General features: G+C 30.2%; 13 protein-coding genes. 3 read left to right on the plus strand and 10 right to left on the minus strand.

Translation table 11 applies throughout. The annotated features are described in order from the left end of the window. Positions 1-51 precede the first annotated feature (51 nt). Together HY951_01570 and HY951_01575 are read left to right on the plus strand one after the other, a co-directional pair. Positions 52-603, plus strand: coding sequence for a hypothetical protein (locus tag HY951_01570; protein ID MBI5538719.1), 552 nt, complete (start codon positions 52-54; stop codon positions 601-603). Positions 604-637: 34 nt separating this feature from the next. Then, entirely contained in the window at positions 638-1,018 is a 381-nt protein-coding gene (locus HY951_01575; GenBank protein ID MBI5538720.1) for a DUF1987 domain-containing protein, read from the plus strand. A gap of 32 nt (positions 1,019-1,050) precedes the next feature. Here the strand turns inward: HY951_01575 and HY951_01580 are convergent, their stop codons facing one another. From HY951_01580 to HY951_01595, 4 genes are all read right to left on the minus strand, one after another. Continuing rightward, entirely contained in the window at positions 1,051-4,170 is a 3,120-nt protein-coding gene (locus HY951_01580; GenBank protein MBI5538721.1) for an ATP-binding cassette domain-containing protein, read from the minus strand. 76 nt (positions 4,171-4,246) lie between these two features. Then, entirely contained in the window at positions 4,247-4,675 is a 429-nt protein-coding gene (locus tag HY951_01585) for a hypothetical protein (GenBank protein MBI5538722.1), read from the minus strand. Positions 4,676-4,687: 12 nt separating this feature from the next. Next, on the minus strand, positions 4,688-5,602 hold the full coding sequence (locus tag HY951_01590; protein ID MBI5538723.1) for a hypothetical protein: 915 nt from the start codon (positions 5,600-5,602) through the stop codon (positions 4,688-4,690). A gap of 133 nt (positions 5,603-5,735) precedes the next feature. Further along, positions 5,736-6,668 (minus strand): M15 family metallopeptidase, encoded by a 933-nt coding sequence (locus tag HY951_01595; GenBank protein ID MBI5538724.1) that lies wholly within the window; start codon positions 6,666-6,668, stop codon positions 5,736-5,738. 290 nt (positions 6,669-6,958) lie between these two features. On the opposite strand from HY951_01595, the gene HY951_01600 reads away from it, so the two are divergent. After that, the gene (locus tag HY951_01600) at positions 6,959-9,103 is read left to right on the plus strand and encodes a DPP IV N-terminal domain-containing protein (protein ID MBI5538725.1); all 2,145 of its coding nucleotides are present in this window, start codon (positions 6,959-6,961) and stop codon (positions 9,101-9,103) included. Positions 9,104-9,198: 95 nt separating this feature from the next. On the opposite strand, the gene HY951_01605 is transcribed toward HY951_01600, so the two are convergent. From HY951_01605 to HY951_01630, 6 genes are all read right to left on the minus strand, one after another. Beyond that, positions 9,199-10,584, minus strand: a complete 1,386-nt coding sequence (locus tag HY951_01605; GenBank protein ID MBI5538726.1) for a T9SS type A sorting domain-containing protein — start codon at positions 10,582-10,584, stop codon at positions 9,199-9,201. A 186-nt stretch (positions 10,585-10,770) separates the two neighbouring features. After that, entirely contained in the window at positions 10,771-12,486 is a 1,716-nt protein-coding gene (locus HY951_01610; protein ID MBI5538727.1) for a DUF4139 domain-containing protein, read from the minus strand. Positions 12,487-12,644: 158 nt separating this feature from the next. After that, positions 12,645-13,427: a hypothetical protein gene (locus HY951_01615; protein ID MBI5538728.1), complete on the minus strand. Its 783-nt coding sequence runs from the start codon at positions 13,425-13,427 to the stop codon at positions 12,645-12,647. 107 nt (positions 13,428-13,534) lie between these two features. After that, on the minus strand, positions 13,535-13,822 hold the full coding sequence (locus tag HY951_01620; protein MBI5538729.1) for a hypothetical protein: 288 nt from the start codon (positions 13,820-13,822) through the stop codon (positions 13,535-13,537). 339 nt (positions 13,823-14,161) lie between these two features. Continuing rightward, positions 14,162-14,314, minus strand: a complete 153-nt coding sequence (locus tag HY951_01625) for a hypothetical protein (GenBank protein MBI5538730.1) — start codon at positions 14,312-14,314, stop codon at positions 14,162-14,164. A gap of 42 nt (positions 14,315-14,356) precedes the next feature. Beyond that, positions 14,357-16,030, minus strand: coding sequence for a hypothetical protein (locus HY951_01630; protein ID MBI5538731.1), 1,674 nt, complete (start codon positions 16,028-16,030; stop codon positions 14,357-14,359). Positions 16,031-16,032 lie beyond the last annotated feature (2 nt).

The raw sequence follows: 16,032 nt of genomic DNA on the forward strand, positions 1-16,032 counted from the left end.
TTTATTTACATTATATTTTAATAGTTTTGAAATAATAAATTTTAATATTTTGTGATTATTTCTTCAAACACTAATTTTAATTTAGAGCAGTGGCTTAAAGTAGGGCAGCAAGGTAATGTACTTCTGTCATTTAGTGGTGAGATCACTTCTGATATAATTACAGGATTAGTAGAGAAAATAGAAACTGTATTTACTGAAAATATTTCTTATGAATCGTTAAGGAAAGTAACAATACATGTTTTTGTTGAATGTGTTCAGAATTTATTTCATCATGCTTTACCTGCCGAAGAAGGAAAATCTAAGTTTGGGGCTTGTTATTTAGTTTATTTCGAAAATTCTATTAAAATTATTACAGGTAATTTTATTCTGAAAGAGAAGTTACAAATGATAAGTGATAGAATAAATCAGATTAATTCTTTGTCGAAAGATGAATTAAAAGCACTTTATAAATTAATTCTTAACAACGATGAATTTTCTGAAAAAGGTGGCGGAGGTCTTGGTATGATTGACATTGCTCGCAAGACAGGTACTAAAATGGAGTATGAATTTATACCAGTTAATGAAAAAGTTTTATTCTACGTTTTGAAAATTAATATAATTTAGCATATCTTTAAACTCTAAAAATAAATAAAGGCTTATGGATCCAATAATAATTGAAGGAACACCAAAAACACCAACTGTGAATTTTGATGCAACCACAGGAAAGATAGAAATAAAAGGAAGATCCATTCCCGAAAATTCTATTGAATTTTATAAACCACTTGTTGATTGGTTAGAGACTTATGGTGGAGCACCTCTTGCTAATACTGTTGTTAATATTCAGCTTGAATATTTTAATACAAGTTCATCAAAATGTATTTTGGATATTTTTAAAAAATTAGAAAATATATCAAAAGCAGGTAGTGCAGTTATAATTAATTGGTACTACGAAGAAGATGATGAAGATATGTTAGAAGCTGGTGAAGATTATCAGTCTATTATTAAAGTTCCATTTAAAATGATTGAAATAGAAGAATAATTTATTTCACAATAATAAAAAAAGCCGGGTAATTATTTTATCCGGCTTTTTTGTTTTCTTATCTGTTTATTCTTTTTATACCTTTCTGATGTCCATTCGCCTAATTCTAATAATTTTCTAAGAAGATTAAAGTACAGGCAAATGAAAAGTGTGATTGACATTAACCAAATAATTACAATATTTACCCAGTAAGTGTCAAAATATGTCCCAAATACTTTTTTGCGGGGTGCATAAAAATGAGCATCAAGTATTCCGCCCTGAGGATCAAAAAATATAGGGTCAGCTTTTTGGTATAAACGATGATCATATTCAATAATCTTTACCATTTCATTTTCGTTTCTAACAAATTCCTTTAGGTTTTCGTTATGGTAATCTTTTTTTAGTTGTATGAAATTTTTATTCAGTTTATCTGTACTTGTAAGTTTTGCAAAAAGTCTGTCTTTTGCTTCACTTGCTTTTTTGTATTTTTGAATATAGTATTTATTTAATTCGTCGTAGTAAAAATTTAATTTATCTATCACATTATTTGTGACTTTACCATTTACTAAATTCGAGACTTTAACAGGAAGAAGAACTTTTTTATTCAATTTAATTTCTAATGAAAGCTCATTTCTTAAAAGTTCTAAAGCATCATTTATAATTTGTTTATTGCCTTTTTCGCCAAGTTCTCTTTTTACATCTGATGTTTTGTTACGAATAGATCTTAACCAGAAATCTTTTTTAAAATTAGCAGAACTCATTATTTTGTCATAGGTGTAAAACTGCTTTTCGTATTTGTTTTCACGGAATTGATAAACCGCAAGTGCTTCATAAGCCCATCTTGCAGTAATAATTTGTCCGTATAATGGAATATGACTTGGACTGCTAATATCTGGGTTTAACTTATCAAATTTAAAAATAATACCACTTAAAATTAGTTGAGGAATTACAAGAAAAGGTATTAATATGTAAATGGTAACTGCAGAATTAAACGCATCTGAAATATTAAGTCCTAAAATATTAGAAAATACCCAGGCGCTAAATAAAACAAGCCAATATTGCCAGTACATTCCCTGAATTTCCAAAACAGTATTTCCAATGACAACAAAAATAGCAGCTTGAATTGCTGATAATACAGTTAGAATGGCAACTTTAGAAAATAAGTAACTACCCCAACTTAAATTTAGATATTTTTCGCGTTTTCTGATTTTTCTGTCTCTGAAAATTTCTTCGGCACTTACTGTTAAACCAATAAAAATTGAAATAATAACTGCCATGAAGATGAAAATAGAAATATTACTGTTATCACTAAATGAATAGCCTGTTTCATTTGCAGCATCTACATTATAATATTTAATAATATAAGAAAGTAGCAACGCCAGTAATGGAGCTTCTAATAAATTAATCAGTAAATATTGTGTATTTGATAACTTTGAAAGTACATCTCTGATAACAAATACCTTAAATTGTTTTATTATTCCGGGTACTTTAAAGAAAATCTCGGGAAGCTTGTAATGTAATTTTTCTTCTTTTGTTTTTTCTTCTGGTTTAACATGGTATTTATCATAACTATCCAGCCATTCGTTTGGTGAGAATTTGCGCGTGTGAGTCATGTTTCCATACTCGTCAAGAACATTTGCTTCAACTATATTAAAAATCTGCTCAGGATTAACGTTACCGCAAGTAGGGCATTCGCTTTCGCTCCAGTTAGCCTGATGTGTTCTTGATTTAAAATAAATAATTGAATCTACTGGATCGCCATCGTAAATAAGATATCCACCTGTATCGAGTATTAATAATTTGTCAAACATTTTAAAAATATCTGACGATGGTTGGTGAATTACAACAAATACTAATTTTCCTTTTAAAGTAAGGTCTTTTAAAAGGTCAAGAATGTTTTCTGAGTCTCTTGAAGATAATCCCGATGTTGGTTCATCAAGAAATAAAATAGAGGGTTCGCGAATTAATTCCAGAGCAATATTTAAACGTTTTCGTTGGCCTCCACTGATTTTTTTATTCATTGGACTACCAACTTTCATGTGTTTAATCTTATACAAACCTAAATTCTGCAAGGTTTTAAGTACAATCCTTAAAATCTGAAAGTGACTAAGGTTATCAAAGCAGAGTTTAGCATTATAATATAAGTTTTGAAAAACAGTCAAATCTTCAATAAGTAGGTCGTCCTGAGAAACATATCCTATTAATCCTTCGGTAGCTTCATCCTTAGAGTAAATATTAATATCATTTATTAAAATTTCTCCACTGGTTGGCGGGTATGAACCATTTAAAACGTTTAATAAAGTTGTTTTTCCAGCCCCACTGGCACCCATTATTCCAACAAGATGTCCCGATTCTTCCTGAAAATTCATGTTGTGAAGTCCAATGCCACCACCCTTAAAAGCGAATTCTATATTTCTAGCTTCAAAAACGATTTTTGACTTTATTTTGTCTTCATTAAAAATGCTGAGAATATCAGAATAGTATATAGGAGCAATTTTGGCAGAACGTATGGAACTTCCGGTTGTAAGTACATAAACTTTCTGAAGGTGAATTAGCTGACCATTTAAATATAATTCCTTTTCGCCTAAATACTTCAAAAGGAACATATTTGCAGTTCTTACATGGAATAAGCGTAGTTGCCCTTCTAATCCGGCACGGAACAGATGTTTTACTTTTTGATGACTAAATTCTTTTTGACTGTCAACAAGTAACATCCTGGTAGAATTGGGTATTTCATCAAAAGTATAAAGTATAAACGCTTTTAACCTAACGTATTCTTCTGAAACAATATGAAAAGTATCTGCAACAGTTTCAACAAATTCTTGTTCCTGTTCAGAGATTTCTTCAGAATCGGATTTAATAAATTCGAGTAAACGTACAACAACAATAATTTTTTGTTTTTGTGTTAGTTCCTCATTAATTTCAGTACAAATCTTTAAAACTTTAACAGAGCTTCCTGCAATTCTTTTCTTTCTTAAAGTACTATCTGATTGTTTCGCCTGATATTGTTCGTAGTAATTATTAAATACTTTTAAATATTCATTAACCAGCTCGCTGTTTAATTGTTGTAATAAGAATGAGCCTACAATAGACCTGCGTTCTTCGGCATTGCTCTCTGGTCGGGCAATGATTGCAAACAATTGCATCAGGGCTTTTAGTATTCTTTCGCTCATTTCTTTTTTTCAAATGAAAGAGGCATTATCATTGTAAATAATGCCTCTCTTTATAAGATAATTCTACATCAATTAATTATTGTTTAAATCCAATAAGCATAATTGCAAAACCTGAAGCGTTTTTGTCGGAACCATCAAGTTCAGCTTCAATAATACAATCAATAGTTGAAGTAAATTTAAAATCCCAATAAGGTGAGTTCTGGTAATCGCGGTTTGTGAATAAAAGATTTCTTTCTTTGTCGTAAAGTGAGAAAACTATATTACCTTCTGTTTGTCCGGAAGCTGCAATTATTCTGTATGTTGTTCCACCGTAAAAAGTAGCGTGAAATTCTGCAATTTCTTCACCGTTTAATAGTGCTTTATATTGCTGTCCATCAGAAATAAATGGAGATACAATGTACTTTGTACATAAAGCAGTAGTAACATCGGCCTGAGCCATGGTTTTATTAGAATAAAAAACCAATGCTACTATTGAAGCTAAAATGACAGTTGTTATCTTTTTCATTATTAATACTTTTTATTCTACTATCTTTTTTCTAATTGCAGTTATTTTTTCTGAAATAGTTTTAATCTGTTGATCGGTCATTATTAATTCAGATTTACTATTTATTACTGTTAATTTATTTTTTACGTCAACAGTTGGTGCTGCATAAGTGTAATTTATATCAATACCATCAAAATCATAAGCTAAGTCAATAAGTGCGTCAATTAATTCACCGTATTCTTTTGATTGATTATAGAATGGAGATAAAATTTTAATTAAATTATCCAAAGGATGTTTTTGTTCTCCAATTCGGGTAAGTATCTCTTTGCTCTTATTTGTTTTAGCAAGTTCAGTCATCATATATGTGCTTTCTAACCAGCCACCTGCTAATACTAAAACTCCAACATCATTTCTGTTATTGTCTTTCAAATACTGATCGGCTTTACGATAGGAGTTAGAAATAATAAACATTAATGAATCTTTATTTCCTAAATTTCCTTCAATACGATTTACAGTTTGTTTATCAAAAGCATTTTCGATTCCAAGTTCCTGAGAAAGAATTTTTATTACCGAGAAATATTGAATTGCTTCTGAATTTTGTTCAAAAACATTTAAATAACCAAGGTTAGCACCATAAATACCAAGGTTTAAAGCTTTCTGGTAACTACTTGTATAATTGTGAGACTTATTATATGGGTTTAAAAGGTTCTTATCAAAATCAGCTTTTGAGTTTTTAATTAAAAAAGCAACTTCGTAAGGTGAAGGAATACTAAAAAGTGTATTGTCAAATTTAATTAATGTGCTTGAAGTTGAATCTATCTTTGATTCAATATTTTCCTCAATACTTTCCTCGCTATTTCCATTAGAATTACAACCATTTATGGCGAATACCATAAAAATTATTGCTGGAATGAATTTTATTTGTGTGTGTAATTTATTGCTTAACATGATAATCCATATAATTAATTTGAATATGCAAGTAAGAAAAAAAAAGTTGAATTATCAAAAGTTTTGATCCTACTTTCAATAATTTTATTGAATATTTTTTTTGACTACATATGTAAATATGTGAAATACAGTCTTATTGTAGTAGTTCAGATGCGTCTTTTATTCCAATTCTTTCATTCTTATTAAATGCAACTACAAATGCATCAGAGAATCCATCATTTCTAATCTTACTTAACTGAATTAAGGCATCTTCAAGCGTTTTGTATTTTCCGTAGGTGTATTTATATAAACCTTTATGAATGTATTCATCAACTTTTTTGCCTTTAAGTATTGTTGATGAAGGGTTTAATTTCTTCTCAGAAGTCATTATCTGTATCCTGAAGTTTATATCGTTTGCTTTAGGTTCCTTTATCTCTTTTATTGTGTTATTTGTTATAGGCGTAATCGAAAAAGCCGGATTATCAGCTAATATATGCGAAACAATTAATGAATAATGCTTTTTTGCATAGTTTCTTGAGCATGCATTAAAATGCCACCATTCTGTTGAAATACTCGAAAATCCTGCAAAAGCCATAGCAGATCTTAAGATTAACCTGTTATTTATTTGTAATGGTGAAAGTTTTCCCTGTTTTAAAAATTCAGGTTCCAGTGATGGATAGGCGAGATCGTCAAAAGAATCAAAACCTGTTCCCATATCTAGCCAATTACCTGCTGTATCAGAGAGTGTTATGTCAACTGCTGCGCCATAATTATGAAGACTATGATAAATTGGATTTGCTATAAATTTATCTTTATCATTCTCGGGAACCTGAGCTTCATTCCACATTATTTGTTGTAAAGATAGTGGTCTTGCGGCATCTAAAACTACAATGCGATATTGAGGCATTAATTTAATTAAGTTATTTGAAGCTATTACTAACTTTGCAGCAACATCTTTTTGAAGATAGGCATGTGTTAAACTGCCATATATGTTTTTTTTAAGAAAGTTTGAAGTCGTAGCATATTGCAGACTAACAATAATATTTGAATCGATACTGCTAATATCAACCAATCCATAATGTTGCATAATCTGCTCGATTTCGCCTATGTTTCTTTTGAAGTATTTAGTTTTAGTATTTTTAAAACTGATTGTTTTGTTACCTTTTATACAATCAGATAAAAAATAATTGTTTTTTTTATTCTCAGTATTATGAAAATTAACAACGTGAACAGGTAAACTAATTAAAAATTTAAATAATGATAAAACTATTAAAAAGTTTTTACTTAAAAAGTATATCTTTGAAATTATAACTAACACGGCTTTGGCTTTGGGCGTGAAAATAGAATAATTAGTCAATAAATCAAAACAATTTGTATATGAAAAAAATTTCTATTTTGTTTATCTTTCAGATAATCTGTTTTGTAACTTTGTTTTCGCAAACAAGATTACTTACAATTGATGAAGCAACAATTGGACAATATCGTCAATTTTATCCTCAATCGATATATTCTCCAGAATGGCGACCTGGTGGCGAAAATTACACATTTATTAAAAAAGGTGGTTTGTTTCAAAGTTCTGCAAAAGATAATTCCGAAAAGGAAGTATTAACAAAAAAAGAATTTACTACTGCATTTGAAGAAGTTAAAGTAACTGATGTTACCGGATTCGGAGCTTTTTCATGGATATTTCCATCAATGTTAAAAGTTGAAAGACCTGATGGTGTTGCTTTATTTAATGTGGATACTAAAAAAATTGAATCATATATTAAAATAGATGACTCTATAGAAAATCAGGACTTCTCTGTGGAAAGTAAAATGCTTGCTTTTACAAAAGCAAACAACTTGTATGTTGCAGATGTAAATTCAAAAATAACTGCAGTATCAAATGAAAAAAATACAGGAATTGTATATGGAAAAACGGTTCATCGTAATGAATTTGGAATAGAAAAAGGAACATTCTGGAGTCCATCAGGAAAAAAGCTTGCATTTTATCGAATGGATGAAAGTATGATAACTCAATATCCATTAGTAGATATTGAACCAAGAATTGCAGAATTACGAAACTTGCGTTATCCAATGGCAGGAATGCAAAGTCACGAAGTTACCGTTGGAGTTTTTTCTGTTGATAACGGGAAAATAATTTATTTAAAAACTGGTGAACCTAAAGTACAATATCTTACAAGTATTTCATGGAGTAATGATGAGAAATATATTTTTATTGCTGTGCTTAATCCTCAGCAGAATCATATGAAATTTAATCAGTATGATGCTGTTACAGGTGACTATATTAAGACTCTTTTTGAGGAAAAGAACGATAAATATGTAGAGCCGTTAAAACCTGCTGTATTTCTAAAAAAATCATCCGGAAAATTTATTTGGGAAAGTCAGCGTGATGGATATAATCATTTATATTTATATGATATCAATGGTAAATTGTTAAAACAAATTACAAAAGGTAATTGGGCTGTTATAGAATTTAAAGGTTTTAATGATTCAGAAACTGAATTGTTTTATGTATCAACAGAAAAAAGTCCGTTGGAACGTAACTTGTATTCAGTAAATATTGAAACTGGTAAAACTGTATGTTTAACAACTGAGAAGGGCTATCATTCTGCAATGTTAAGCGATTCGAAAAAATATGTTTTAGATCAATACAGTTCAGTAGAATATGCAAATATTTTTAATATAAATGATGCTGATGGCAAAAAGGTTAAAGAATTGCTAAATGCACCAAATCCATTAAAGGAAATTTCGATGCCAGAAATGGAAATGATTAAAATTAAAGCTGCAGATGGTAAGACCGATTTATATGGGAGAGTAATTAAACCTTTAAATTTTGATAAAACAAAAAAATATCCTGCAATACTTTATGTATATGGCGGACCACATGCACAACTTGTAGAAAATTCATGGCTTGGTGGAGCACCATTATGGGATTTTTATATGGCCCAAAAAGGATATGTTGTGATAACAATAGACAATAGAGGATCAGCAAATCGTGGTTTTGAGTTTGAAAGTGTTATTCACAGAAATTGTGGAGAAGCAGAAGCTCTTGATCAGATGGAAGCAGTTAAGTACCTAAAGAATCTTGGTTATGTTGACGAAAAAAGAATTGGAGTTCATGGTTGGAGTTATGGAGGTTTTATGACAATAAATTTAATGACAACCTTTCCAGATGTATTTAAAGCAGGAGTTGCAGGCGGACCTGTAATTGACTGGAAATATTATGAAGTAATGTATGGCGAAAGATATATGGATACTCCTCAGGAAAATGCTGAAGGCTATCAGAAAACAAGTTTAATTCACAAAGCAAAAAATCTTAAGGGAGATTTGTTAATTATTCATGGATATATTGATGATACTGTTGTTTTGCAAAATAGTCTGGCATTTTTGCAGCAATGTATTATCGATGGTATTTTAGTTGATTATTTCCTTTATCCTGAGCATCCGCATAATGTTCGCGGTATGGATAGAATACATTTAATGAAAAAAATTACTAAATATTTTGATGATAATTTGTAATTTGGTTATGTGTTGAAAACTCAGGTTAGTAAAATGGTTATAAAAAAAGGCTGCTCAAATCTGAGCAGCCTTTTTTTATTTATGACAATTTGTTATTACATCACAACTAACTTTTTATTGTAGTTTTCATTACCTGATTTTACATTAACAATGTAAATTCCTTTATTGAATTTTGAAAAGTCGAATGATGTATTAGAAATACCATTAACATTTAATGTTTGGTTAAAAATTATTTTTCCAGTAACATCGATAACAGAAATATTCATGTCAGAATTGTTAGCTCCATTAATAGAGAAATTAACAACATCTTTACCTGGATTTGGGAAAATATTTAAATCGTTACCATTTACAAGTTGGTACATATTAACACCGGTAGGTGCGATATAACGATATTTTAAAATTGAATTTATTGTTTGAGCCTGATCATAATTACCTACCCAACCAATTTGTTCATTATAAAAACCTACTGCTAAGCATTGAATATTTGAACCTGTAGGTTGTAAGAAGTAAGGATCATTATAATCATTCCATGTTAAGCCACCATCTTCGCTGTGTGAAACACCTGCAGCAGTTGCTAAATCAGGAGAGGTAGCAATGAAAGTGTTTACTGATCCAGGAGCATAACACATTGCATAGTCATAAAATGCACCTGTTGGAACATATGCTAACCATGTAGTTCCGCCATCGGTAGTGTATTTCCATGTCCATGTTGTTGTAGCTGTTACGTAAGTAGCACAAATAATATAATTAGCACTAGAAGCATAAACTTTTACACTTCCATAAGCTGCTGATGTGAATGGAGCTGTAGCAGTAACTGCCCATGTTGCACCAAAGTCAGTTGTTCTTAAAATACGTCCATGGTCAGTCATAATAAAACCAATACCTCCTGGAACTATTGCAGCGCAGTCAGCACCGTTAAATCCATATTCAGAAGCAGGAACAGGAGTAACACTTGTTGTTGCAGGTGTCCAAGTTAAACCGGCATTTGAAGTTGTGAAAATTTCATAACTACCGCCTACTGGGTCACCATAACAAAAACCTTTAGTACGATCCCAGAATTTAACGCCATCTGCAAATGAAGAAGCGCTATTAATTACTCCGGTAACAACAGTCCATGTTGTGCCACCATCAAAAGTTCCCCAAAATGAAGGAGCATTTGAAACTGTGTCCATTGCAACAGCAAAGCATGTGTCGTAAGCAGCAGCAGAAATAAGTCTTGGCATTACATTCGTACCCATTCCTGTAAATGCGCCTGCAGTCCATGTTGTTCCACCATTCTGAGTTCTTGAAAACGCTCTGATGTCAACTCCGGTTCCTGAGCCATTAAAGCCCTTAACCCAAACTACATTGCTGTCAACAACCCAAATATCATTAACACCACTACTTGTTCCGGGTAAATTTGTGTTCTGTTGCGACCATTCTTGAGCATACATTCCAATGCTCATTAAAAATAATGCAATAAAAAGTAAATTTCTTTTCATAATTTTAATATTTAGTTAATTGTCAAAATTATAATTTTTTTACTTATAAAGCAAAATCAATTAAGTTATATTTTGTATAATCGCTGATCATTAAGATATTATGTTAATTTGTGATGCCTGTAATTATACAAAAAAAGCCGTGTAAAATCTAAGTGGATTTACACGGCTTAATTACTTAATTAAAATTTAATTCAAATTTGCTAGTGGCTTATTTTTGTCGCTTTCAATTGAGTATGTAAATTTTAAAGTTTTACTTTCATTTGTTGTAAGTTTTACTTTCCATGTTAATAATCCGGTAGATTCGTCAAGATTTGCACCCTTTGTTATTAAAGGAGTTACTATAATTTCTTTATCGTTAGATACCGGAATCTGATCGTTAACAATAAGGTTAACAGTTGTTGATTTGTTATTTTTTATGTTAATTTCGTAAGCAATTGTTTTAATTTGATTTGTACCCATTAATACATTTTTACTGTCTTCTTTTTGTTTTTTTCTTTCAACCATAATGCTTCTGTCGCGACCTAAAGCAAGTTCAATAGTGTCAGATAGCTCAGAAGTATTTAAGGCTGTTGCTCCTACATAACTTCCATTAAAAAAAATGCTAGCCTGACCAGGTAATAAATCATATTCTTCAAAATCAGTAATTTTTGCAATTAAAAATGCTTGTTTATCAACTTTTGGAGTTAGGTAATATGAATATTCGGTTTTTAAATTAATGTTTTGAACTGCAATCATGTGTGTTTCACCATCAGAAGGTATTGTATATTCAAGTGGTATTTTGTATTCAATATTTGTCATAGTTTCTGCAGTTTGTACAAAATCAGCTGAAGTTAAAGCTTGTGAAAATCCACCGGTGGTTGAAGGACGTGAAGATTCTGATGAAAGGGCTCTGTCTTCTTCTCTGGCTTGTTTTGCAAGATCTTTTTTGTATGAATTCTGATAATAATTGTAACTTAAATACAATATTGGTAAATATGGTTTAACATTATTTGAATTAGGTGTTATTGTAGATAAAGTAATATTAACGTCTTTCCAGTCTTCGCCACTGTTTTGATATACACTTGCTTTTTGTATAAGTTTTAATGGTTTGTCGCTGCTTTCTGCACGAATATCATAGGTAGATGTCCAGCCAGCCGAGTTTACCAGATAGCTTATTTCTAACTTACCATTAGTTTGTGCTTGTGCGGATATTGTTACAACAACTTGATTCTTTGGCTCTTCAACTTTAACTGGATTTACCTGTGAATTATATGATTTAAGATTAGCAAGCCTTTCGTTCATTTTATTTTTTCTATTGTTTAATTTTAATATGGCTTTTGATATTTCAAGAAGTTTTTTGTTAATATCAAAAAGTTGGGTTCTGAAATAACTGAATGCATCTTTAATTTCGGGAATTGTATCGCTTCCTCCTGTAATTAATTTGTTGTTTTCTATTAATCTTTTTTCGAATTTTAAAATATCAGCCTGACCATTATAATCATCAATTTCAAACTGAATATTTGATAATGAATCCTCTAAAAGGTTGATGTCTTTTATTATTTTAATTGGAATAACATTATCCAGTGGTAAAACTGCTTCAGGGTTTTTAATTCTGTGTTTAACATCAAGTATAGTAAAAACACCTGAGCCATTTACCTGAATACTTGCTTCGTTAATTAATGGCGATACAGCATCAAAAATAATTTCATATGTGCCTGCGCCAATAGAAAAATTACCCGATCTGTACACTTGTGCCGATGAGGTAAATACAGTTACTTTATCTATTTTAGATTTAATAACTACTTCTTTGTTTTCTGCTTTTGTTACATTAATAAGAAAAAACATAGTAGTTGCAAGAAGTATAAATTTTATTGAATAATAATTTTGCTTCTTTGTTCTGTTTAAAAAAAATGTCTTTTTCATAATCGTGTTTTTTAGTTTTATTTTTTTGAATTTGAATTTATGATTCACTAAACACGAAAATTCCATATGAAAAAACAAAGTAATAGGTTAACTTACTAAAATACAGAACAAAAAAAGAGAGGCAAAAAGCCTCTCTTTAAAAATATTTTTTTTAAATATTATTGACAACTATATGTGCAAGTTGTTGTACTTGTTTGTGTATTAAATATACTAGCCTGAGAATTAATTGTGCTTATTTCATTATTTGATGTATAAGTAAAAGTATTGTCCACTAGTTTTGAACCTGCCGGGAATGTGTTTACTCCATCGGTTTCCTGATTAACTAATGAAACTGAAATAATATTATTTTTATTGAAAAAATCAATAAAATCTCCACCAGTATTTGGAAAATCAAATCTGCTTATATTGTTTTTACCGTCAGCAACAAGAACAACTTCCCATAGTGCTCCACCTCCAAAATCAATTGTTCCTGAAGTTACGTTACCATTTGACCAAACAAGATCAATTATTGACATTGCCTGTTCCTGTGGGTCGTTTGTAGTCATTGTTATAGCTGTAAGTACTGAACCTGTATATGTGAAATTTGTTGTAGTTGTATATACGCTTCTTGTTTTTACAGATGAGGTTAAAATACTTCCTGTATAATTATATGCTATTGAACTGTATAATGTCGAATTTTGATAGCTGTTTACTTCACTGATTTTTCCGGCAGTATTATAAATAATAGTATCCATTCTGTATGAATTGCCAGAAATAATTTTTATTACTTTTTTTGCTGAATTGTATGTATACTTTGAGGTGTCAGAATATCCACCCTGAGTTTCAACTTTCTGTGTTAATTGGCAAGTAACTGCCGGAGCACTTGTAGTATTTTTATCTTTTTTACAGCTAAAAAATGCAATTGATAAAATTGCCAGAATAATAAATGAATTTGTTTTCATAATAATTAAAATTGATTACTACAAATATAAATAAATCATTTTAGCATTTACAATTTATGATAAAAAGTCGTAATAATTGTTGTCAATATTATAAGCTGCAAATTTTATTATTTGCAGTTATAAGTGCAAGTTGTTGTTTTTGCAAGTGAATTAAAATAACCTGGATGTTCAATAATTGTATTTGCTTCACTATTTGAGGTATATGTGTATGCCTTGTCCAGAATTTTTGTTCCTGCCGGAAAAATATTATTTCCATCTGTTTCTTCGTTAACAAGAGAAATAGATATAATATTATTTTTATTGAAAAAATAAATAAAATCTTCTACGTAGTAGGGAGTATCAAATCTTTTATAATTTTTTTTAGTATCTGATAATACTGATACCTCCCAGTTCATGTTAGTGCCATAGTTAAAAGTTGCTGAAACAATATTACCATTAGACCAGACAATATCTGTAATTGAATTAATACTAAATTCTGAAAAAAATAAAGTGCTTGAAATGGAATTAGGTAGTAATGACCCGGAAGGATAATTTAAAATAATAAATCCAGCCCAGGTACCATCAACTATAGTTAATTTATTATTTGTATAATAGAAATGAGTAGTATTTGTTAATATATTATTTTGGAAAGTATTAATAGAATCTATCTTACCTGATGTGTTATAATATAAACTGTCTTTAAGTAATGAATGTTGGTAGATAACGTTAATTACTTGGTTTAATAAGTTGTAAGTTTAGTAAGTTGTATCCGAATAACCAGATGTTGATTCGATTTTCTGAGAAAGTTGACAATAAGTTCCGGTTGTATTATTTGAGTTAGAATCTTTTTTGCAACTGCAAAATGTAATTATTAAAATCGCTAAAAAAACTACTGAATTTATTTTCATGATAAATTTTAATTGATTGTTAATGGAGTAACAATAATCATTCTACAGTTTTAATTTTAATAAACAATCGTCATGATTTTTTTGTACGATTTTAAATTCAGCTTTATGGTGAAACTCTTTTAACAATGCTTTAGAATACCATTCAGATGCATCTTTATACCTTTTTTTATTTTTCAGATAATCGCCAATTGAAGAATAGGATAAATAAAATTCAGGGTTGCGCAAACAAATTTCATTAAAGAAATCTTGTTCTTCGTTTTTATTAATGGTCGAATTGATAAGAGTTTCGAGCATGTGTTTGTATTTTTCATACTCTTTAAATTTACCCGAAAACAAAAATTCATCGGCATCAATTTTCAACTTCTGGTTGTCGATTTCTTTTACTGGGCATCCATTTGCAGCCATTGCGAAAACTTCATTTAAATCGTAAGCCATATATTCACCAATATTGTATGGTGGTGATGAAACATACATAATGAGTTCATGTGGGTTGAAAATTACAGAATGATGTGCTATTAATTGGTTAATTGCTTTCTCGTTGCCTAAGCCAATGTCGGAATTGTTTCGTCCTCTTTTTTCGCGAAGCATTTTTGCCATCTCTACAGGATCAAATGGTTTACCTTTTTCAATGAGCTCTTTAACCAGATTATACCTGTACATTGTTGAACTGTCCTCAATATTTGAAATATTTAAAGGGTCATCTTTAAAAACCTTACCCTGAAAATGGTTAGTGCAAATAACTGCTTCTGAATCGGTTTCGAATACATCGGTTTTTAAAGGTGTTTTTTCAATTATTATTGATTTGTTTTCTTCTGCCGAACTAACCATTAATAATTCTGAAACAAACATTTTGCGATTTCTGGCAATTTCTTCTGCTTCCTTTAAATTACCAGCGTATTGAAGTATTTCGCGAGCAATTATTGAAACTGGTGTTGCAGTTTTTCTTGGGATAGCAGATTTTGCCCCGTTAATTGTAATTGTAATTCCCCGCATATTCATACCCGATGTTACACCTATCATACCAGCCCAGCTTACCATTGCAAATGCATGACCTTTAGCTGGTTTATAAAATGCAACAATTTTATCTCTGCTAAATTCCTCATTAATATGAAAATCGAAATTTCTTCCGATTAATAATTTTTTATTCTTTGTGTATTCACCTTTTAATGAAATAGCTGTACAACCCACATATTTCATGTCCTGCAAAGTATGGCCAATATCGTGTGCAGCATGATAATTCATGATTCTAATAAAAGCAGGTGCGATGAAATAATATTTAAGTGATGCTGATTTTGATACTCCGTAAATTTCAGTCGAGAATTCTTTGCCTATATGCTGACTTATTCTTCTGTTAAAAATTCCAATTGCAAGTTTTAATAAATATCTTTTTATTCCGCTGGGTACTTTCTTTTTTAAATCGAATACAAAAATTTCTTCCTGATAATTAAAAAGCTCTTTTGTTAGTTTACCTGTAATTACACCTCTTTCATATGCATCCCCCTCAATATACATTTCCATAAGGTTGTTTCTATTCTTTCTTATCCAACCCTTACCACAATTATATGAATTTTCACCAATTTTAATTCTTGGATGATTTGCCTGTTTCTTATTTTTTATGCGGGGTGGAAAAATGGTAATATATGAATAGATAATTATTGCAAGAATAATTAATGCTTCAACTATAAAAAGAAATATTTTTAATATAACCAGAAGCATTG

The sequence above is a fragment of the Bacteroidia bacterium genome, from assembly GCA_016218155.1.
GTDB lineage: Bacteria > Bacteroidota > Bacteroidia > Bacteroidales > GWA2-32-17 > GWA2-32-17.

Coding starts and splice junctions, on each gene's coding strand:
- HY951_01575 (MBI5538720.1), top strand. CDS start 638: ATGGATCCAATAATAATTGAAGGAACACCAAAAACACCAACTGTGAAT.
- HY951_01580 (MBI5538721.1), bottom strand. CDS start 4,170: ATGAGCGAAAGAATACTAAAAGCCCTGATGCAATTGTTTGCAATCATT.
- HY951_01585 (MBI5538722.1), bottom strand. CDS start 4,675: ATGAAAAAGATAACAACTGTCATTTTAGCTTCAATAGTAGCATTGGTT.
- HY951_01590 (MBI5538723.1), bottom strand. CDS start 5,602: ATGTTAAGCAATAAATTACACACACAAATAAAATTCATTCCAGCAATA.
- HY951_01595 (MBI5538724.1), bottom strand. CDS start 6,668: ATGCAACATTATGGATTGGTTGATATTAGCAGTATCGATTCAAATATT.
- HY951_01600 (MBI5538725.1), top strand. CDS start 6,959: ATGAAAAAAATTTCTATTTTGTTTATCTTTCAGATAATCTGTTTTGTA.
- HY951_01605 (MBI5538726.1), bottom strand. CDS start 10,584: ATGAAAAGAAATTTACTTTTTATTGCATTATTTTTAATGAGCATTGGA.
- HY951_01610 (MBI5538727.1), bottom strand. CDS start 12,486: ATGAAAAAGACATTTTTTTTAAACAGAACAAAGAAGCAAAATTATTAT.
- HY951_01615 (MBI5538728.1), bottom strand. CDS start 13,427: ATGAAAACAAATTCATTTATTATTCTGGCAATTTTATCAATTGCATTT.
- HY951_01620 (MBI5538729.1), bottom strand. CDS start 13,822: ATGAACTGGGAGGTATCAGTATTATCAGATACTAAAAAAAATTATAAA.
- HY951_01625 (MBI5538730.1), bottom strand. CDS start 14,314: ATGAAAATAAATTCAGTAGTTTTTTTAGCGATTTTAATAATTACATTT.
- HY951_01630 (MBI5538731.1), bottom strand. CDS start 16,030: ATGCTTCTGGTTATATTAAAAATATTTCTTTTTATAGTTGAAGCATTA.